The organism is Filimonas effusa (genome assembly GCF_004118675.1).
GTDB classification, from domain to species: domain Bacteria; phylum Bacteroidota; class Bacteroidia; order Chitinophagales; family Chitinophagaceae; genus Filimonas; species Filimonas effusa.
In genome coordinates this window covers 1,671,973-1,691,801 of the sequence record NZ_SDHZ01000001.1, presented here as the reverse complement: position 1 = coordinate 1,691,801, position 19,829 = coordinate 1,671,973, and the positions used below count along the sequence as shown (strand labels likewise).

Sequence of the window (19,829 nt, the reverse complement as noted above, 5' to 3'; positions counted from 1 at the left end):
ATACTTTAAAGATTTTATGATTAGAATTTAACCCGGCAACCGAAGTTCACACCTCTTGGAGTTGAAAGAGAACCGTAATCTATACCAGCTCCACCGAATCCCCTGGAAGAAGCGTTGTTGACGCTTACGGAAGGATCGGCACCGGAATAGTTGGTTAACATCAGCAGATCAACGCCGGTGATAAATACTCCTGCAGCAGAGATCAGGCTTTGCTTTTTCAGCCATTTGGACGGAAAGTCGTAAGCAAGTGTAAGATCTCTCAAACGCACCCAGTTCACTGTTTCTATGAAAGCTGATTCAGGGTTAGCTGCAACGGAAGAATAGTAGCTTTCCATTGTAAGCGGGTTAACCGTAATTTTATTAGTGGTAGGCGTAGCAGTGTTCTGCATTCCGTCTGATAATACACCATCATAAACAACGAGCTTATCACGATCTACTGATCTGGCGCTTAAACCGAGGTGATATAAAAGGAATTCGTTACCGTTGAATACCTGTCCGCCGCGACGGATATCGAGGGTAAAGCTTAATGAAAAGCCCTTGTATTCAAACCTGTTGATCCAGCCGCCGGTCCAGTCTGGCTGCCTGTTACCTACTGTCACGAAATCGCCGTTATTAGTAGGTAAACCTGTTGAAGGATTGATCAGTAATTCTCCTTTGGTAGTGCGTGCATTGGTATAACCTGCGAGGTTGCCGTTGGCGGCGCCTTCAAACATTTGTGAACGGAGGTTACCTGCTACCCAGGTATCGGACTGATAGAAAGTGGGCAGATTAGCTGGCATCTGTGTTACCGTACCACGGTTCCTGGCGTAGTTGAGTGTTGTGCGCCAGTAGAAATTCCGTGATTTGATAGGTTCAAATGTTGCGAGGATCTCTATACCCTTATTGGTTACTTCACCGCCATTGATGTATTTCTGAACATAACCGGTTCCATAGCTTAAACGCGCATTCATGATCTGATCGGTACTGCGTGTTTCGTAACGGGTGATATCGAGAGAAAGCTTGTTGTCGAATAACTTGAATTCAGCGCCATATTCCAGCGTTTTTGAAAATTCAGGTACCAGGCCGGTGTTGGAGCCGTTTACCGATAAGGAATAACCGCCTCCTGTAAATGTAGAAGCAATAAAGCTGGGGTCTATCTTATAAGGGTTTACAGGACCTTTACCTGTAGTGCCGTATGAGAAACGCGCCTTGCCGAAATTGAGCCATGGTATGTTTTTCAAGGCGTTAAGATCGGTAAACACGAAGCTTAAAGACGCCGATCCGAAATTGTACCAGGGGGTTTTGTCAACTTTTGAAGACAATAAAGTAGAGTTACCTTCTCTCGATCCTGCGAGTGACAGGTATAAGATGTTTTGGTAACCTAATGTGTAATTACCGAAGAACCTTGCTTTCCTGAACTGTCTTGTAGTAGACATTGAATTACGTGAAGAAAGCAGCGTGTTGTTGATTGATTTGAATTCCAGTTCGTATAACCGGCTTCCGTCCTGTGATTGAATATCGGTCAGGTATGATTCATTGTTGAAGCCAACCAGCAAGGTGTTATTGAATTCACCGAATTTTTTTCTGAAAAGCAGTTTCACCTGGTTGTTCACGTTGCGCGTGCTTTGTTCATAAACGTTGTAGTAACCTCCTGTGGTAATACCTGTACGGGATTGCGGGTGGGTGAACCAGTCGCCTATCTGGCTATAGTAATCGAGGCCTGATGTTAATCCTACATTCATCCACGGGAATGGATCGTAATTAAGATTAAGGTTACCTGTTACACGATCGAGTTTATCGTTAAGGGAGTTTTTGTATACATCCCAGAATGGATTGTCGAATTCGGTTGTTCCACTGGAGCCGGCTATCTTACGTGAGCCGTCTGCATTTTTATAATCAGTAACGTCCTCATCGGCAGGGAAAGTTAATAACGTCAGAAAATAACTGCCTGTTCCTTTAGGCGCCTTTTTGTTTTTTGAGTTGGTATAGGTGATGGAGGTGTTCAGGTTCATTTTACTGGAGATCTTCACACTTCCGTTCATTCGGGCGGAGTACTTGGTATAATTGGTATTGGGAACAACGCCATCCTGGTTAAGGTAGTTGGTAGACAGTCTGTAGGTTGCGCTTTCTGAACCGCCTTCCACACCAAGATTGTGATTCTGGGTAAAGCCAGGCTTAAAGAATGCATGCATGTTATCGTACAGCTTTGTTCCCGGTGCATATCTGGCGCCGAAGTATTTATATAATGGAACCGATGAAATAGAACTGATGGTAAGGGTTGCCAAATCATCATTTACGCCGTTGGTGCCACGTCCATATTCTTTTTGAATTTCAGGGAAGCGGTAAACCTTATCCCATTTGAAAGAGTTGTCGTATGAAATAGTGGCTTTACCTTTTGCTCCCTTGCGGGTAGTAATGATAATAACGCCTGAAGCGCCATCCGAGCCATACAGGGCTGCTGCTTCTGGGCCTTTCAGTACTACCATGTTCTCTATGTCTTCGGGGTTGAGATCCATAGCACGGTTGCCGTAGTCGGTATTGCGGTTGGCGCCGCCGCCGACAATGTTTTCCTGGTTAAGCGTCTGGTTATCGTAAGGTACGCCATCCACTACTATCAGCGGAGAGTTTTGTCCGTCGAGTGAAGTAGCGCCACGTAACATGATCTGAGTTGAGGAGCCTGGGGCGCCATTGGATGGTGTTACCATTAAGCCGGCAACTTTACCTGCCAGTGCGTTAAAGAAGTTTTCACGTCGTGTTTCTGATATGTCGGAGCCGGCAATTTCCTGTGCCTGGTAAGCCAGTGAACGTTTATTTTGCTTTACGCCGTATGCGGTTACTATCACATCGCCAAGGCCTTTACCGTCACCTGCCAGTTTTATACTAAGCGGGCCGGTTTCCTGTACAAGGTGTTCCTGGTTGGTATAACCTACAAATGTGAACAGCAGGGTCTGCCCCTTTACTGCGGTGATGGTAAAACGACCACTGCCGTCGGAAATAGTTCTTTTATTGGTTGTTTTGTTGGTGATGGTTACTCCGTCTAACGGAGCTCCATCCGTTGCCGATGTAATGGTCCCGGATATCGTCCCGGTTTGGCCGAACGAGCGGAAGAGAGTAAATAGCAGCAAAAGCAAAACTGCCGTGAAACGAGCACTTTTTCTCATATCAGTTTGTTTGTTTGAATACAGTTTAAATCGTGAACCCGGTATTACAGTAACTTGGGTAATTTTTCATTACAGGCTAAAAACGCAAAAAGCTGCAAAAAAAGAATCGGTACGGCTTTTATTAACAGTATGTTAAATCCCTTCTAATACATAGTTAGCAATTTTATTTAACTCCAACAATTTTTTTCGGGAAAGCGCGGAAAAAAATATCGAAAAGCTGCAAAAAAAAGCAGTTTTAGCGCGCAATAAATAGCCACCAGCCTGTTAGTTTCCTAAAAACAGGGTCTGAAAGCCGGGAAAATTCAAAAGATTGGATCTTATAATACTTCGAGACCAGCCTCTTTAAAGGGCTGTAACCGTGCTTCTGCAGGTTGCAGTTCGGTGATGAGGATCTGTACTTCAGAAAGCGGACATACCTGAAGTCGTTGAACGCTGTTCAGCTTTTCCGATATTGCCAGCGAAACGGTTTTATGCGCTGCTCTTACCATGGCGCGTTTCACTTCAATGATTTCCCATTCAAGATCGGTAATGCCGTTATGGATGTCAATGCTGTTGGTGCCTAAGAAGCAGTAGTCGACCCTGATCTCGGATAAACGTTGTATTACGTCGGCACCTACGGCTATCTGGGCGCTTTTAAGGAGTTTATTACCTACAAAGATCACTTCGATCCCCGGATGGTTCATTAATTCCAGTGCTGTAGGGATACTGGGGGTGATGAAGGTGGCATTGAGATCGAGCGGGAGCGCTTTTATCAGTTCGCGGATGGTAGATCCGCCGGATAAAAGAATGAACATGCCGTCTTTGATCAAACGGGCGGCTTTATGGGCAATGATCTTCTTTTCGGGAAGAGAATAGATGTTATTGTTCTGTAATGTAAAATGGAAGGAATTGCTAAGGGCGCCGCCGTGGACCTTAATGAGCTTATGTTCTTCGCTAAGTTCCTGGAGGTCCCTGCGTATCGTATCTTCAGAAACATTCAGCTGTACACACAGATCGGAAGACAATATTTTATTGTGTATGTTGATCTGTTGCATGATATACGCATGGCGTTCCTTCTTTAACATAGTCTTCCTCTGTTTTTAGGCCCCGGATTTAGTTGCAGGACCTCCTTTTTGCAGTCGATTATAGCGTCAATAATACAAATATTTCTCAATATAGAAGAGGCTAATTGTTTGGAGAAAAGCATTGTGTTAATTGCCAAATAAGGACAGGCCGGTTTTTGGACGGCGGTCTTCCTGCCATTTAAATCCTCTTAGCTTCAGGCCTTCATGATCTGCCTGGTTCATAGGGTATAAGGTACCTTTTACGGCTGTGATCAGTTTTACCTGGTCGGGTTTCCGCTCGGCAAAATAGAGTTCGATCAGGTCTGCGGAAGATTTGTTTACGCCTATAAACTTGTCTTCTTCGTCGGTAGAATAATAAATGCTTTCTGCCTGGCTGCCCTTCACCCGCATGAAGTCTATATTTCCTTCTTTAAAGAAGCCATTCATATTCCTGCCTCTTACCTGGTTATAGAAATTGCTTTTGGTAACTTTATTCAGCATCATGGCATTATCGAAAACGAACATGCGCTCCGGCTTTTTATTCGCCGTGTAGATATAGATGGTATCGCCGGTAACCTGGCTATCCTGTGCCCATACGATAGGGCTTCGGAACAGCCTGAATGTAGTATCACCCAATGAGTAAAAGAGGCTGTCACCGGCGGCCTGAAGCGAATCGGAGAATATTCTTACATGGTTCCAGGCTTCGATGAACCTGTTGTTGTTACTGTCGAGAGGCGCATGTAAAATGGAATCGTTAAGCCTGCCGCTGTCTCTTACATTGGGTACATAGCGATAGGTGATAAGATCGGACAGTTTAGCCGAGTAAAATGTATCGGCAGCTATAAAAATAGAATCCTTTTCCTGTTTCAGGATCATGATGGGCTGCTCCGTTGCAAGAAAGGAATTGTCTTTCTTATTACTTTTTACGTTGTTGGCCAGTAAGGTTGTGCCTTGTACAGAATCCTTATATATTACACGTCCCCTGGCTTCTCCGTAACCTGTAGAATCATCGTTGGCAATTTCATCGGCAATAAGTGATACGCCGGTGCTGTCTTTTAATGTGGAACGCTTGCCGAAATAGCTGCGTTTGGTATTGAAATCGTAGTATCCGTCGGAGGTTTTAACTACGCTGCCGTTTTTAGAAACGATGTCTGTTGGTACTGTGAAAATGGCTTTCCTGGTAAATGTATTGAATAGTAAGGTATCTGTTTTAACAGTGGTTTCCGGGTCTGTCATCACTACCTTCTTCTTGAAATAAACGTCCCTGGTTTCGCCATAGTAATAGCCCTCCCTGCTGGTTAATACACTTTTCTCGCTCACCAGCTTGCCGCCCTGTGTATAAATACCGGTTTTGGTATTTACATCATAGTCGAGGGTAGGGGTGGTTAGTGTGCCCTTGCCATCGGTGAGTTTTACATTTCCTTTCAGAAAGGCTTTTTTGTCGCGGCTGTTATAGCGCAGATAGTCTGAATAGGTGTGTACGCTGTCGTTATCGTTGATATGAACATTGCCGAACGCTTCCAATACCTTGGTGGTTTCATTGATCGCTACGCTATCGCAATAGAACACGGTTTTTTCCTGGATCATTTTTACTTTGCCGGCAGCCATATGAAACTGGGCAGTGTCTTTCTGCTCAAAAGAAAAACGCTCCGCGTGTTCAATTATAACCAGTTTTTTCGCTGCTGAACTGTCTGCATGAACTGGATTTTGCGCGTGAAGCGCCTGCGTTGTCATTACGAGCAGGCTGCATAGGAGCAAATGATGTAAGCGATTCATTATTTGGTTTTACTGGTCGTGTCAACAGGCAATGGTGCTGTTAACGGCGTTCCTTTGTCTTTTTTGCCAAAAACAGAGAAACTTACATAACGTTTAGGATGAACACGCAGATCATCCATCAGGATGTTGAGGCTGCGTACGGTATTATTCATATTGTTATAAAGCTGTTTATCGTTAACCAGGGCGCCGAGCGTGCCGTCGGTAGAGTTTAGCCTGGTCATAGCTTCATTCAACTGCTCAACGGAGCTGCGCAGTCTGTTCACTACCCCGTCGATATCTGCTTTGGCAAGATGTCCGGTAGTTTCTTCGAGGTTTGTCATTACTCCTGTCAATCGCTCATTATTGCCTGCGAGGTTTTTGGTGAAGCTGTTCACATTATTAAGCGACTGGGCAAGCGCACCTGTTTGGGTGTTTAAAAGCTGATCGAGTGATGCTGAGCTGCTTACAAAGCTGGCTGTAGCTTTGCTGAGGTTAGCTACTACACTCTGAAGGTTTCCTTTGGTGTTGGGGTCCAATACGGTATTGATGTTACGCAATACAGAATCCAGGGAACCCAGGGTGGCAGTGAGCTTATCTGCAACAGGTCCTACTTTGGCTGTAAGTTCATCGAACATTCCTGCATTATTGGAGCTTTTGATGGTTGAGCCTGAGGTCAGGAAATTTTTTGAATCACCCATCGCTATTTCAATACTTGGTGAACCCAGGGGGTTGGCCTTGATAGCAGCCACTGAGTTATCAGGGATGTTGTATTTGTCGTTAAGCTTGATGGTGATAATGATCTCGTTCAGGCTTTTGTCGGCAGCTTCAATGTCCTGGATACTTCCTACCTGGTAACCTTTAATGAGTACAGCATTGGAAGGAGTGAGGCCTTTGGTGTTATCGAAGCGTGCATAGATGAAATTGCCGGATTTGAGCAGGCTTTTTCCTTTTAAAAAATTAAATCCTAGAATCAGTAGGGCTACGGCGACTACGGTTAACGCGCCTATTTTGGTTTCATTTGCGACTTTCATCCGGTATTTTATGGTTGTTTATATCCTCAATCAATCATTGTGCCGCACGTCACTTGCACGCCGGTTATGGCATTATTTCCTCTCCACCGGACAAAAATACGTGTTATTGGTTTCCGTGGGTTGGGCAGGTTGTTAAATTAGTTGCCGGCAGGGGCTGCAGGAATGGAATCGGGAGCCGGCGTATTAGGAGAGGGCGCGCCATGTGATTCCAATGAAAACCGGTAGCGTTTCAGGGCATTTACCAATGCGTTTACCAGTTCGTTCTGACCTGCTTCACTGTTCAGATAATCTTCTTCTTCAGGATTTGAGATATAACCGGTTTCAACAAGGATGCTAGGCATAGCTGTGGCCTGTAATACCCAAATACCTACCTGGCGCTGACGTGCCTCGCGGCTAACGCGGCCTACTTTAATGAATTCATCTTCAACGGTAAGTGCCAGGCTGGCGCTTCGGTCGAAATACTGGCGTGTTTTAAGGGAATACAGGATACGTTTCTGTGGTGAATCGGGATCGAAATCCTGCATTTGTTTGCTGGAGGAGCTATCCATGAACAATGCTTCGTTTTCACGCATAGCTACTTCCTTAGCCTCGTTTTTATGTGCGGCCCAAATATAGGTTTCAGTGCCTTTGGCGGGATTAGCCTCTGTCCAGTACTTATATTGGGGAACCTTGCTGGTAACTTTTCTCCGTTTGCTTCCCTTTCCCTTGTAGGAGGTTACTGTTTTATACCCGGTAAGCTCGCGATGCCGGATAGGGTCGGCGCTATTGCAGTGGATAGAAATAAAAAGATCACCTTTTGATTGGTTGGCCAGGTTTGCCCTGTCGTACAGCGAAGGGTAGGTGTCGGTTGTGCGTGTCATCACAATGTTGATGTCGGGCATTTCCTGGGCTATTCGTTGTTGCAGCTTCAGGGATATTGCCAAGGCCACATTTTTTTCAAACGAGTACTTTCCGGGGGCGCCTTCATCTTTACCACCATGACCTGGGTCAATAACAATAGTTTGCAGCGGCTTGCGTTGAAATTCATGTTTAACAGGCGGCTCGCTCACATGAAAAGAACTGCATATTACCCATGCCATCACCATTACCACCAGTTGTTTCATTCCTATATTAGTTGAACTGTTTGTTTTACAAATCATTCCTTATAAAGTTAACACTGCGGCCAGAATAATTTCCCTGGAACTTGCAAGTTATAAGTTAAAATACTTACTTATAACGTATATTCCGGGGGGAGGTTTATTTTTCTAACTGTGCCTTATACTTTAAAACAGCCCGTTTGAGGCAGGCGGCTATTTCATCCTGTCCTTTGGTGCTATTCAGGTAAGCTTCTTCTTCCGGCGTGGATATAAATCCCAATTCTGTAAGAATACTTGGCATTGCCGTTGCCTGCAGCACCCATATAGCCTCCCAGTCGCGCTGTTTCACCCCACGACTGGGGCGGCCTGCTTTTACAAACTCTTCTTCTATTAAAGAAGCCATAAGGCAGCTATTATCGAAATACTTGCGTGTACGGAGAGAAGCCATGATCTTGGCTTCGGGGGAATCAAAATATTTGTAGGACGTATCTGCCTGCTCCTGTTCACCGCCTTCTTCTTCTTCTTCGTGCTGGTTGCCGACAAATTGCTTTTTCAGGTCGTTTTTAGCTGCGGCCCATACATAGGTTTCTGTTCCTACGGTTGTGCCGGGAACTTTATAACGTTTGGTGACAGCTACTTTGCGGGTCTTTTTTACTTTTTTTGCTTTTTTGCCTTTGCCCTGGGTTACATAATAGGTTTCGGTTTTATGGCCTACTACCTTGGTTTTGTAACCACTGCCGGCGCTATTGCAATGGATAGAAATAAATAGGTCGCCATGGGCTTCATTGGCCATTCTTGCCCTGAGGCGGTTGGCTTCGTTTTTATCCTTTAAACCACCGGGTAATCCCGATCCGGTACGGGTATATATTATTTTACAATTTGGTAATGCTTCTTCCAGCAGTTTACCCAGCTTTAGCGCCACCGCAAGTGTAACAGCAGCTTCATTGGTTTCTTCGCCTACCGCTCCGGGGTCGGGAAGGCCATGGCCCGCATCTACTATGATCACTTTAACCGCCGGTTTTGCCGGGGGGGCTTCAACAGTGGTAAACGAAACCAGGAATGCAAAAGAAAAAATAAGATATGACCACCGGGAAGCTTTTTTGAACATATTACTTTTTGTTTAGGGTATTCTTCACAACTCGTTTGTATTTAAGCCCTATTTTTGTCCACCTTAAATTATGAACAAACGTTGTAAAGTTAGTATAAATTGTATTACAGCCTGGTCTGTTTTCGTGTTCATGTTATTTACAACGCTGGCTGTTCAGGCGCAGGTAAGACCTGCTGCTCCCGTTAAACCTCCTGCATCTGTCATCGACAGCGGCAAAATATCCCTTGATTCTGCCAGGTTTAAAATAGCAGGCGATTCTGTAAAGCTCATCACTGATTCTGTCAGGTTTACCATTGATTCACTTACCGGCGATACTTTATGGCAACGTATTGATTCCATTCCGATGTCGAAGGATACGCTGGATGCACCTGTAGATTATACTGCTGAAGATTCTGCTATCATCAGTATTCCCAAAAAACAATTCTTCCTGTATAATAAGGCTGTTGTTAAATACCAGGACAACCAGCTGGAAGCAAATGTGATCCATTACGATCAGCAATCGCAGGTAATGGAGGCATATGGCGGAAAGGATACCAGTAGTAATCCGTTGAATCTGCCTACTATGACACAGGGGCAGTCGAAAGCGATCAGCGACACCATTAAATATAATGTCAAGACGGGCAGGGGGCTTACGAAAAACTCTTATTTCCAGGAGGGTGAGATGTATGTGCAGGCGCAGACGCTGAAACGGATGGATAAGGATGTAGCGTTTGCATTCCGGGCGCGTATGACTACCTGCAACCTCGATACGCCTCACTTTGCATTTCGTACCAGGCGGGTAAAGATCATTAACGACAGGTTTGCAGTGTCGGGGCCGGCTTTCCCTGAGTTTGAAGGGGTGCCTATGCCTGTAGCCATTCCTTTCGGTATTTATCCTATGGTAAAAGGACGGCATTCCGGTATGCTGGCGCCTCAGTTTGCTACCAACCAGAGTGCGGGGCTTGGACTGGAAGGACTGGGATATTACAAGGTCATTAATGACAACTGGGATGTAACTACAAGGGCCAATCTTTATACCTATGGCGGATGGGCGTTATTTGTGAATCCCAAATACATGAAGCGGTATAAATATTCGGGCAACCTGAACCTGACCATTCAAAAGACCAAGCTGGTAAATACATCCACTGCCCAGAGTAACGAATTTATCAAGTATACCAGCTTTCTTATCAACTGGAGCCATAGTACAGACACCAGGGCGCGGCCGGGAACCAGTTTTTCGGCCAGTGTGAATGCGGGAAGCACCAGGTATAACGATTATGTGACCAACAATATTTACCAGAACTTCCAGAACCAGTTGAGCTCATCTATCACTTATAGTAAGACCTGGGGACAAGGGAAGTATAACTTAACAACCAGCGCCAACCATAGCCAGAATAATAACCAGCGTCTGGTGAACGTAACGCTTCCTACGGTTAACTTCACTGCCAATACGTTCTATCCTTTTCAAAAAAAGGAATCAGTGGGTACTGCTAAATGGTATGAAAAACTGGGTATTTCCTATACCGGCAACCTGTTGAACCAGGTAGCTTTCTATGATACTGCATTTAATTTTGCCCGGATGCTGGATACAACCCAATGGGGAGCACAGCATAGTGTGCCTATCAGCTTAACATTACCGGCAGTGGGGCCGCTTCTGTTTTCTCCTTCCATTTCTTTTTCCGAAAAATGGTATGGCCAGCAGATCCTGAGAAGATGGAATCCAGATAGAGATACCGTTGAAACCCGTATCAGCCGTGGTTTCTTTGCTGCGCGGGAGGTGAACTTTGGCATGTCTACCAACACCAGGATCTTCGGTACCTTTAACCTGGGCAAGGATACCAAACTACGGCATGAGATAAAACCTACTTTCAGCATCAACTATAAGCCCGACCTGGTAAAACAGTTTTATGATTCTTTACAGGTAGATACTTCTACCGCCAGAAAAAAGATCAGGATTTCCAGGTTTGAAGGCAGTGTCGTCGGCGGATTTAGTGAAGGCAGTTTTGGTGGCTTTAATTTCGGATTTGACAACCTCTTCGAAATGAAAAAGAGGAACAAAAATGACACAACTGGCGACGACCCATATAAAAAGATCAAACTTATTGACGGTTTAAGTTTTAATACGGGTTATAACTTTTTCCTGGATAGTATGAACTGGTCTCCGGTAAGTATTGCTTTTCGTAGTACTTTGTTTGAAAAGGTCAATATTACAGGCGGGGCAAGTATTGATCCTTATGCGGTAGATTCCGTAGGAGATCGTATAAACAAACTGTTATGGAAACAGGGTAGCCTGGGACGTTTCACCGGTGGGAACCTTGTTATATCCTCTTCTTTTCAAAGCAAGGCGGCAGATCAAAGATCTGATAAAAGCCGTATGCCTGTAGACCAGACGATGACGCCCGACGAACAGCAGCGACAGCTGGACTATGTTAGAGCCAATCCGGCGGAATTCGTAGACTTCAATATTCCATGGTCTGTACAAACCTCTCTGTCTATTAATTTCAACAGGCAAAGATCGGCTGACTATAGAAGCTATGTCACACAGATCAATACGAATCTTAATGTTAGCGGCGATTTCAGTCTTACACCCAAGTGGAAGATGGGGGGCAGCTTTTTCTACGATGTAAGAACGGCCAAGTTAGAAGGCGTTACCATGTATATTACCCGTGAAATGCACTGCTGGCAACTATCTATCAATGTTACACCTATAGGACCTATAAAGAGCTTTAATATAGTGCTGAACCCTAAATCGGGCATATTACGTGACCTGAAAATAAACAGGTCCAGAAGTTTCTATAGTGCTATAGAGCAATAAACATTAAGACAGCTACCTGTCATTTACCGTATAATAGTTCCACATCAGCTCAAAGACTTCCTGTTTGAGATCGGCAACCGTTTTTCCTTTTACTTCAACAGGAGCAAGAAAATGCATTTCCAGGCGATATGGGGCTACATAGAAAGGTTTGTTTGCAGGCAATACTTTATTGGTATTAAATACCAGAGCCGGAATGATAGGTTTCTCCGAAGCTAATGCCAATCGGAAAGCGCCGTCGTAAAAGCTTTTCAGGGGCTTGCCGGTTCTGTTGCGTGTTCCTTCGGGATAGATTAACATATCCAGGCCGGATGAAAGCACTTTACGCATTTTTTCGAAGCTCTTGCGCCTGTCGTCGTTGTCTTTGCGATCAACCAGTACACTGCCAAAGGAATAGATCCATCCAAAGATGGGAATGGCGGCGAAGCTTTTTTTGGCGATAGTTTTATTGGCGCGCGGCATGAAAGGTGTTGTAACCGGAACATCCATCAGGCTATTGTGATTACAAACGATCACATAGTTTTCTTCTCTCCGGAAATGTTCTTTTCCTTTAACCCTTAGCGGGCAACCTATCAGATTCAAAAATACGGTCATCCAAACGCGCGAAACATGCCGGTGCCAGCGTGCCAGCGAAGGTTCTTTCAGCAGAAAGCAAGGCAAATAAAAGATAAAGGCTACCAGCATTGTAGGCACAAAAACAATGACGGCCCATAAAGCCCATATCCTGCCTAACACATTATTCCACCATTTCATCGGGTAATACTTTAAAAATGTCTATAGCGACCAATCTATAGGATCGAGTCCTTCTTTGGCTAGTAATTCGTTGGTTTTACTGAAGTGGCGGCATCCGAAGAAGCCTTTATCGGCGCTAAAGGGTGAGGGATGCGCAGCCTTTAGCACATGGTGTTTGGTGGCGTCTATCAACACCTGCTTCTCCTGGGCAAACCTGCCCCATAACAGGAATACGACGCCTTTTTTTTCTTCGGAGATACGACGAATAACGGCATCGGTGAACTGCATCCAACCTGCTTTGCTGTGGCTGGCTGGTTCATTGGCACGAACGGTTAGCGCTGCGTTCAGGAGCAATACGCCCTGGTTGGCCCAAGGCGTAAGGTCGCCCGTTTTAGGGATGGCCATGCCTATATCTTTATGAAGTTCCTTATAGATGTTCACCAATGAGGGGGGAGGAGGCACGCCGGCGGCAACGGAGAAGCTAAGTCCCATCGCCTGTCCCGGGCCATGGTAGGGGTCCTGCCCCAGCAGCACTACTTTTACGTTGGTGAATGTAGTATGATTAAAGGCATTAAAAATAAGGGGGCCCGGAGGATAAATGGTCTTCCCCTGCATTTTCTCTGTTTTCAGGAATGCGACTATTTCCTGGAAATAAGGCTTGGTAAACTCCTGTTTGAGCGCCGATTTCCAGCTTTCCTCTATTTTTACGTCCATAATGGTCTTGTACAGTTTGATTACAAACTAACTAAAACTTGCCTGTATTTCCTACAGGTAAGCAGAATCTCTTCCCCTGCAGTTAAAGATTTTGTTCCTTTGAAGAAATTTATAAAGGGTATTTCTATGAAGAAGGCAGTCGCTACCAGGCATAATATTCTCCTGAAAGCATTTGATCTTATTTATACAAAAGGATATAATGCAACCAGTATCGACGATATTATCGCTACCACGCAGGTCACAAAAGGTGCTTTCTATTACCATTTCAAAAACAAAGATGAAATGGGACTTGCCATTATCAATGAGGTACTCAAGCCTGCATTGAAGGATAGCTTTATAAAGCCGCTTCAGCAGGAGGCGAACCCTTTGACGGCTATTTATAATATGATGCATCATTTATTGATGGAGAATGAGTTTATGAAGGTAGAATATGGTTGTCCGGCTTCTAATCTTACACAGGAAATGGCGCCCTGGCATGCCGATTTCAACAAAGCCCTTGATGAACTAACTACAGAATGGAACGGTGTATTGGTACAGGCAATTGAAACGGGTAAGAAAAAAGGGCTGGTAAACAAGAAGGTGAATGCCGGACAGGTAACGATATTTATACTGTCGGGCTACTGGGGAATCCGCAATATCGGCAAGTTATCGGGCGACAAGGCTGCTTACGTGCCTTATCTTAAAGAACTGAAGAAATACCTGGAAGGACTCGTATAATCTTTATGATAAAAAAAACATACTAATTGGTATGTTTTTGTATTTTCGCATCAGTTAAACACAATAGCTGATGTATTCTATTCTTCTATTCCTGCATTCCATTATCCGGTGGCTGGTGTTTATCAGTCTTATCTACGCTGTATATCGTGCATTTACCGGGTATAAGCAACAGCGGCTTTTTTCCAGGAAGGATAACGCCGTCAGGCATTGGACGGCTACCATTGCCCATATACAATTGATCATTGGTATCCTTCTTTATGTAAAAAGCCCGGTGATTGGTTATTTCTGGCATAATAAAGCAGAGGCGATAAGCGATTTGCAGGTGAGTTTTTTTGCTTTGATACATCTTTTACTGATGCTGGCAGCTATTATATGCATCACGATAGGATCGGCCATGGCAAAGAGAAGGGCTGCCGACCAGCTGAAATTCAGGACTATGTTATATTGGTTTGTTTTTGCATTGGTATTGATCTTTATAGCTGTTCCCTGGCCTTTTTCTCCATTGGTTGCGCGACCTTATTTAAGATAACAATGAAACATTTATTGAATACCAGCCTGGGCCGCCTACGTATCATTGGCTGGCTTGAAGGAATATCGTTGTTACTGCTTGTTTTTGTAGCAGTGCCGTTGAAGTATATGGTGCATCAGCCGCAGCTCTCAACAGTGATGGGACCTGTACACGGGGTGCTGTTCCTCCTGTTTGTATTTAATGCGCTTAGTGTTGGTGTAGCGCAACGCTGGCCATTCAGAGTTGTTACGGTTAGGGTATTGCTGGCTTGTATCATTCCATTCGGAACGTTTTATATCGACAGGCATATTCTTTCTAAAATGGATGCAGATAAATAAAGAGGTATGAAGACAATTTTGATCATCGCGGGCGTATGCCTGTTCATTTATATCGGTTACAGGATCTATCGTTTCGTTAATCTTGATAAGGGACTTGATGCCAGGATTGCTAATGGTGCCGTGATCCTGGATGTAAGAACAGAACGGGAATTTAGTACGGGGCATATTGAAGGAGCGGTTAATATTCCTTTGAGCAGGTTACATGGCGATGTAATTCCTTTGGATAAAAAGCGTACTTACATTACAGTTTGCTCTCATGGTTTACGAAGCGTAAAAGCTGTAAGCCTTTTAAAGGAAAGAGGATTTGCCAATGTATTTAACGGAGGTGCCTGGTCTGATCTTAGTTTACCTACCGTTTCAGAAACTTCCGGAGATGGCTCCCATCAGAATAAGTCGCCTTTCAGGGAGGAGAGGGAATGAGATGAAACTGCTTATAGAATGTCTTAAAAAATGCTATTGCGGGGTTGGTTGTCGGGTGTAACTTTACACGGGTTTGCATTTGTGAAACATATTAAATGAATGTAAAGATGAAAAAGGTGAAAATCGGACAAACTGATCTGGAAGTAGGCCGCATTAATTTTGGCGGGAATGTTTTTGGCTGGACGTTGAACCAGGAGCAGTCTTTTGAGATCCTGGATGCTTTTGTTGCGGGCGGTTTTAATTTTATTGATACTGCCGATATGTATTCCTATTGGGTAGAAGGGAAAGGGGGAGGACAATCGGAAACAATCATCGGAAACTGGATGAAGTCAAGGGGGAATCGTGATAAAATTGTGCTGGCTACCAAAGTTGGCGGAGAAACCGGGCTGCATCCCATAGATACAAGCAAGGCGCATATACTGAAAACTGTAGATGAGTCGTTGAAACGGCTGCAAACAGATCATATAGACCTATATTATACCCATTTTGATGATGAGAAAACGCCTGTAGAGGAAACCTTATCGGCTTATGACGAAATTATCAAAGCGGGTAAGGTGCGTTATGTTGCGGCTTCCAATTTATCTCCTGCGAGGCTTACAGCGTCGATAGAGCTGGCTGAAAAGGAGGGTTTACCCAGGTACCAGGCTTTGCAGCCACATTACAACCTGGTAGAGCGCGCTAAATATGAATTGGAGTACGCGCCGCTGGCCGCAAAGTATAATCTGACCGTATTTCCTTACTGGTCGCTTGCTTCGGGTTTCCTGTCGGGGAAATACCGTTCTATAGAAGATCTTGGTAAAAGCAAACGTGGCGGTGCTTCAAAAAAATATCTCAATGAAAAAGGACTGGGCGTTTTAAATGCACTGGATGCGGTAGCTGCGAAGCATGAGGCTGCACTTACCAGTGTGGCATTGGCATGGTTACTGGCTCAGCCTAATATAGGGGCTCCCATCGTTAGCGCTACAAGCACGGAGCAACTTCAGGCTTTATTTGCTGCTACGGAACTGGTGTTAGACGACCAGGATCTGGCGCAATTGAATGAAGCCAGCAAATAATAACTTATCCCCTGAAAGGCGGCATCAATTGTGCCGCCTTTTTTATTTACTCCGGGTTCCAGTAATATTTACTACCGAAAGTTTCTGTGTTATCAGTGAATTTGATCTCCGTCATGGTTATTTTCCAAACCGGGTGTGGTGGCAGTGATGAAGCAATGCGGAACTGTTGCTGATAGTATTCACGGGCAGCAAACATTTCAGGATCGTTCAGCTTGGTAATGAAGCCTTTGAACTGTATACCCTGAATTTGTTTTGCTTCGCGGGTGTTATTATGAATGGTGCCGCTGATGATGTTATTTTCAAGCATCAACCGGGCATGGCGGGTTGTTTCTTCCGTTAATACATATAACGTTTGCGTTTTGTTGTGAGGGGCGTAAAAGAGGCATGCACTCCATAGCTCTCCTGCAGCTGATGCTGTTACAGCTACTACATGCTGCTGGCTGATGAAGTTCCAGATATTATCCGGGATGCGGTTTGATGGCATACACTGCTTGCTTTATAGGTGCAAAGGAATGCTTTTTTGTTCATCAACTTCACTGTTCCCGGATTGAATACAAGTTTCAATCATGTTTACCGGATATTGGCGCCTTTCATTTCACGGGAATGGTTTGCCTGGGCTTCTGTTGGTTTATCGGAGGGTTTGGGTTTGGTAAGCAATGTTACCACCAGGGTTACTGATCCTGCAATTACAAATGGCGCGATAAGAGCGTCGGAGAAGTTAAAGAGCCATGGTGATACAATCAGCAGTGCACCGATAATGAAATCGAATACCAGGTGGGTTTTCATTGATATTAGTTTAACAAAACCCAATTCATAATCAGTAATAAGACTATAGACGAGAATGAATAAACCTGCCAACGAAGGCAGTAGCTTTGGAACACCTTCGTAATAAGAGATCCAGGGTGTTACCAGGATGACGCCCATAATGTAATCCAATATGCCATGGATCTTTGTAGGTATGAATCGCATAATGTAAGTTTTTTAAAAGAATGCAGAAAAAACTATTCCCGGTGATAATTCGCATGGTATGATTTTTTTCTTTGTGTAATGAAACTTATTATGGCCGGAACTACCTAATGCGGAAGTCTATGAATAGCCCCAAAATATTTAAAGAAAAAAATAAAAAAAGTGCTGGTAAAAGAGCGTTGGAACAGGAAGTCACAGGAGAAGGGGAGCCATTGAAAACGGAACCATCCAGTTTCCAGTTACCATTGAACATTCCGCCAGGCAGCCCTTCTCCTCTGGGAGCCACCTGGGATGGCAAGGGGGTAAACTTCGCTTTATATGCCGACTATGCAGCTGCGGTGGAGCTGTGCCTTTTTGATCAGCCTTATGATAAGCCGGAATTGGTGAAGATAAATATGGTTGAACGATCTCATCAGGTATGGCATGCTTACATACCCGGACTAAAGCCAGGACAGCTTTACGGCTACCGGGTTCACGGACCTTATAAACCGGAAGAAGGGCACCGCTTTAATCCTAACAAATTACTGCTCGATCCTTATGCAAAAGCGATTGCGGGAATTGTTCGCTGGCACGACTCCTTATTTGGTTATGAGATAGGGCATCCGGATATGGACCTTAGCTATAGTGAAACAGACAGCGCGCCATTCATACCCAAATGCGTAGTAGTAGATGACAGATTCGACTGGCAGGGTGATAAGCAACTTCATCTTCCTTATCACGATAGTATCATTTATGAAGCACATGTGAAGGGATTTACCCAAATGCACCCGGAGATCCCGGAGGAAATAAGGGGTACTTATGCAGCTATTGCGCACCCCGTTACTGTTGCTTATCTTAAAAAACTGGGTATCACTGCTATAGAACTGATGCCTGTACATCATTTTGTTGTAGATCGCCATTTAACCGACCAGGGGCTTTCCAATTACTGGGGCTATAATACTATAGGCTTTTTTGCACCGGATGCCCGGTACGCTTCTTCCGGCGTTATGGGACAGCAGGTGACAGAGTTCAAGCAAATGGTAAGGGAGCTTCATAAAGCTGGAATAGAGGTTATCCTGGATGTTGTTTATAATCATACAGCAGAAGGCAATCATATGGGACCTACCTTGTCGTTCCGTGGCATCGATAATGCTTCTTATTATCGTCTTACGGAAGATAAGCGTTATTACATGGATTATACCGGAACCGGCAATACTTTAAATGCAAACCTGCCCAATGTTCTAAGACTTATTATGGATAGTTTACGTTATTGGATAGAGGTGATGCATGTAGATGGTTTCCGGTTTGATCTTGCAGCTGCATTGGCGCGGGAATTACATGAAGTGCATCGCCTTAGTGCCTTCTTTGATATCATTCACCAGGATCCGGTTATATCGCAGGTGAAGCTTATCGCTGAACCCTGGGATGTAGGAGAGGGTGGGTACCAGGTAGGTAAATTCCCGCCAGGCTGGGCGGAATGGAATGGCAAATTCCGGGATTGCATAAGAGACTACTGGCGTGGAGCGGATAGTATGTTGGGAGAGTTTGCCCTACGATTTACAGGCAGTCCTGATCTGTATCAGAACGATTACAGACGACCTACTGCCAGCATTAATTTTGTTACCGCACATGATGGATTTACGCTTCATGACCTGGTAACTTACGAGCATAAACATAACGAAGCTAATGGTGATGAGAACAACGATGGTACAGATGATAATTTTTCATGTAACTGCGGTGTAGAAGGAGAGACCGATAATGCTGATATCAACTTTTTACGTAACCAGTTAAAGAGAAATTTTATTGCAACATTATTTCTTTCCCAGGGAGTGCCTATGTTACTTGCCGGTGATGAGGCTGGTAATTCGCAGCAGGGGAATAATAATGCTTATTGCCAGGACAACGAGTTGTCGTGGATCAACTGGGCCAAAGCGGATAAAGAACTGACTGCTTTTACTGCGGAGGTAGTAGCTTTAAGAAAAGCACATCCTGCTTTTTGCCGCAGACGCTGGTTTCAGGGGCGGCCTATTAAGGGTGTTGAAGATATTAACTGGTTTTTACCTGATGGCAGTGAAATGCAGGAAGCGCATTGGAATACCTATTATGCAAAATCTATCGGTATCTATTTAAATGGTACAGGGCTACGTTGTTTAAATGAGCTGGGGGAGCGCATGATCGATGATCATTTCTATGTTATTTTTAATGCACATACCGAGCCTCTGGAATTTGTACTGCCTCCTGAGAAATATGGTAAACAATGGACAGTGGTATTCGACACCTCGAAAACTCCTTCGTTTCCTGAAGCGGCACTGCAATTCGGCGCTACAGATAAGGTGCTGTTAGGCCCGAGAGCCATTTTGCTGCTCATTCAGCCCGTTGACAAAGATGAGCTATTACCGCACAACCGTTTGCCAAACGAAACAACTATTTAAATTGCTGCGATCGATGTAGTTTTT

Annotated in this window: 17 protein-coding genes; 7 read left to right on the top strand and 10 right to left on the bottom strand. The window is 44.5% G+C overall.

Annotated features, from left to right (window positions below):
* Positions 1–20: 20 nt before the first annotated feature.
* The 6 genes from ESB13_RS06285 to ESB13_RS06260 all read right to left on the bottom strand — a co-directional run bounded on the left by ESB13_RS06285 (position 21) and on the right by ESB13_RS06260 (position 9,153).
* Positions 21–3,140 (bottom strand): SusC/RagA family TonB-linked outer membrane protein, encoded by a 3,120-nt coding sequence (locus ESB13_RS06285; protein ID WP_129002160.1) that lies wholly within the window; start codon positions 3,138–3,140, stop codon positions 21–23.
* A 317-nt stretch (positions 3,141–3,457) separates the two neighbouring features.
* The gene (locus tag ESB13_RS06280) at positions 3,458–4,204 is read right to left on the bottom strand and encodes a DeoR/GlpR family DNA-binding transcription regulator (RefSeq protein ID WP_129002159.1); all 747 of its coding nucleotides are present in this window, start codon (positions 4,202–4,204) and stop codon (positions 3,458–3,460) included.
* A gap of 126 nt (positions 4,205–4,330) precedes the next feature.
* Positions 4,331–5,959: an OstA-like protein gene (locus ESB13_RS06275; protein WP_129002158.1), complete on the bottom strand. Its 1,629-nt coding sequence runs from the start codon at positions 5,957–5,959 to the stop codon at positions 4,331–4,333.
* Positions 5,959–6,969, bottom strand: a complete 1,011-nt coding sequence (locus tag ESB13_RS06270) for an MlaD family protein (protein WP_129002157.1) — start codon at positions 6,967–6,969, stop codon at positions 5,959–5,961. Before ESB13_RS06270 ends, ESB13_RS06275 begins: the two co-directional genes overlap by 1 nt.
* Positions 6,970–7,106: 137 nt before the next feature.
* Positions 7,107–8,072, bottom strand: coding sequence for an N-acetylmuramoyl-L-alanine amidase family protein (locus ESB13_RS06265; protein WP_164974111.1), 966 nt, complete (start codon positions 8,070–8,072; stop codon positions 7,107–7,109).
* A gap of 133 nt (positions 8,073–8,205) precedes the next feature.
* Positions 8,206–9,153, bottom strand: coding sequence for an N-acetylmuramoyl-L-alanine amidase family protein (locus ESB13_RS06260; RefSeq protein WP_129002155.1), 948 nt, complete (start codon positions 9,151–9,153; stop codon positions 8,206–8,208).
* 70 nt (positions 9,154–9,223) lie between these two features.
* Between ESB13_RS06260 and ESB13_RS06255 the strand changes: the two genes are divergently transcribed.
* The gene (locus ESB13_RS06255) at positions 9,224–11,947 is read left to right on the top strand and encodes a putative LPS assembly protein LptD (protein ID WP_129002154.1); all 2,724 of its coding nucleotides are present in this window, start codon (positions 9,224–9,226) and stop codon (positions 11,945–11,947) included.
* Between the two features lie 12 nt (positions 11,948–11,959).
* On the opposite strand, the gene ESB13_RS06250 is transcribed toward ESB13_RS06255, so the two are convergent.
* Positions 11,960–12,697, bottom strand: a complete 738-nt coding sequence (locus ESB13_RS06250) for a lysophospholipid acyltransferase family protein (RefSeq protein ID WP_129002153.1) — start codon at positions 12,695–12,697, stop codon at positions 11,960–11,962.
* A 21-nt stretch (positions 12,698–12,718) separates the two neighbouring features.
* Entirely contained in the window at positions 12,719–13,390 is a 672-nt protein-coding gene (gene ung, locus ESB13_RS06245) for a uracil-DNA glycosylase (RefSeq protein ID WP_129002152.1), read from the bottom strand.
* 126 nt (positions 13,391–13,516) lie between these two features.
* On the opposite strand from ung, the gene ESB13_RS06240 reads away from it, so the two are divergent.
* The 5 genes from ESB13_RS06240 to ESB13_RS06220 all read left to right on the top strand — a co-directional run bounded on the left by ESB13_RS06240 (position 13,517) and on the right by ESB13_RS06220 (position 16,428).
* Positions 13,517–14,107 carry a TetR/AcrR family transcriptional regulator gene (locus tag ESB13_RS06240; protein WP_129002151.1) on the top strand — a complete coding sequence of 197 codons (591 nt, stop codon included), beginning with the start codon at positions 13,517–13,519 and terminating at the stop codon, positions 14,105–14,107.
* Positions 14,108–14,177: 70 nt separating this feature from the next.
* On the top strand, positions 14,178–14,636 hold the full coding sequence (locus tag ESB13_RS06235; RefSeq protein ID WP_129002150.1) for a hypothetical protein: 459 nt from the start codon (positions 14,178–14,180) through the stop codon (positions 14,634–14,636).
* 2 nt (positions 14,637–14,638) lie between these two features.
* The gene (locus tag ESB13_RS06230) at positions 14,639–14,953 is read left to right on the top strand and encodes a DUF3817 domain-containing protein (RefSeq protein ID WP_129002149.1); all 315 of its coding nucleotides are present in this window, start codon (positions 14,639–14,641) and stop codon (positions 14,951–14,953) included.
* A gap of 6 nt (positions 14,954–14,959) precedes the next feature.
* Complete coding sequence (locus ESB13_RS06225; RefSeq protein ID WP_129002148.1) at positions 14,960–15,373, top strand: rhodanese-like domain-containing protein; 414 nt, start codon at positions 14,960–14,962, stop codon at positions 15,371–15,373.
* 107 nt (positions 15,374–15,480) lie between these two features.
* The gene (locus ESB13_RS06220) at positions 15,481–16,428 is read left to right on the top strand and encodes an aldo/keto reductase (RefSeq protein WP_129002147.1); all 948 of its coding nucleotides are present in this window, start codon (positions 15,481–15,483) and stop codon (positions 16,426–16,428) included.
* Between the two features lie 46 nt (positions 16,429–16,474).
* On the opposite strand, the gene ESB13_RS06215 is transcribed toward ESB13_RS06220, so the two are convergent.
* Positions 16,475–16,912: a PNPOx family protein gene (locus ESB13_RS06215; RefSeq protein ID WP_129002146.1), complete on the bottom strand. Its 438-nt coding sequence runs from the start codon at positions 16,910–16,912 to the stop codon at positions 16,475–16,477.
* 86 nt (positions 16,913–16,998) lie between these two features.
* Complete coding sequence (locus tag ESB13_RS06210; RefSeq protein ID WP_129002145.1) at positions 16,999–17,397, bottom strand: SPW repeat domain-containing protein; 399 nt, start codon at positions 17,395–17,397, stop codon at positions 16,999–17,001.
* 119 nt (positions 17,398–17,516) lie between these two features.
* Between ESB13_RS06210 and glgX the strand changes: the two genes are divergently transcribed.
* A complete protein-coding gene (gene glgX, locus ESB13_RS06205) occupies positions 17,517–19,805 on the top strand; it encodes a glycogen debranching protein GlgX (protein ID WP_129002144.1) in 2,289 nt (762 codons plus the stop codon).
* Positions 19,806–19,829: the final 24 nt, after the last annotated feature.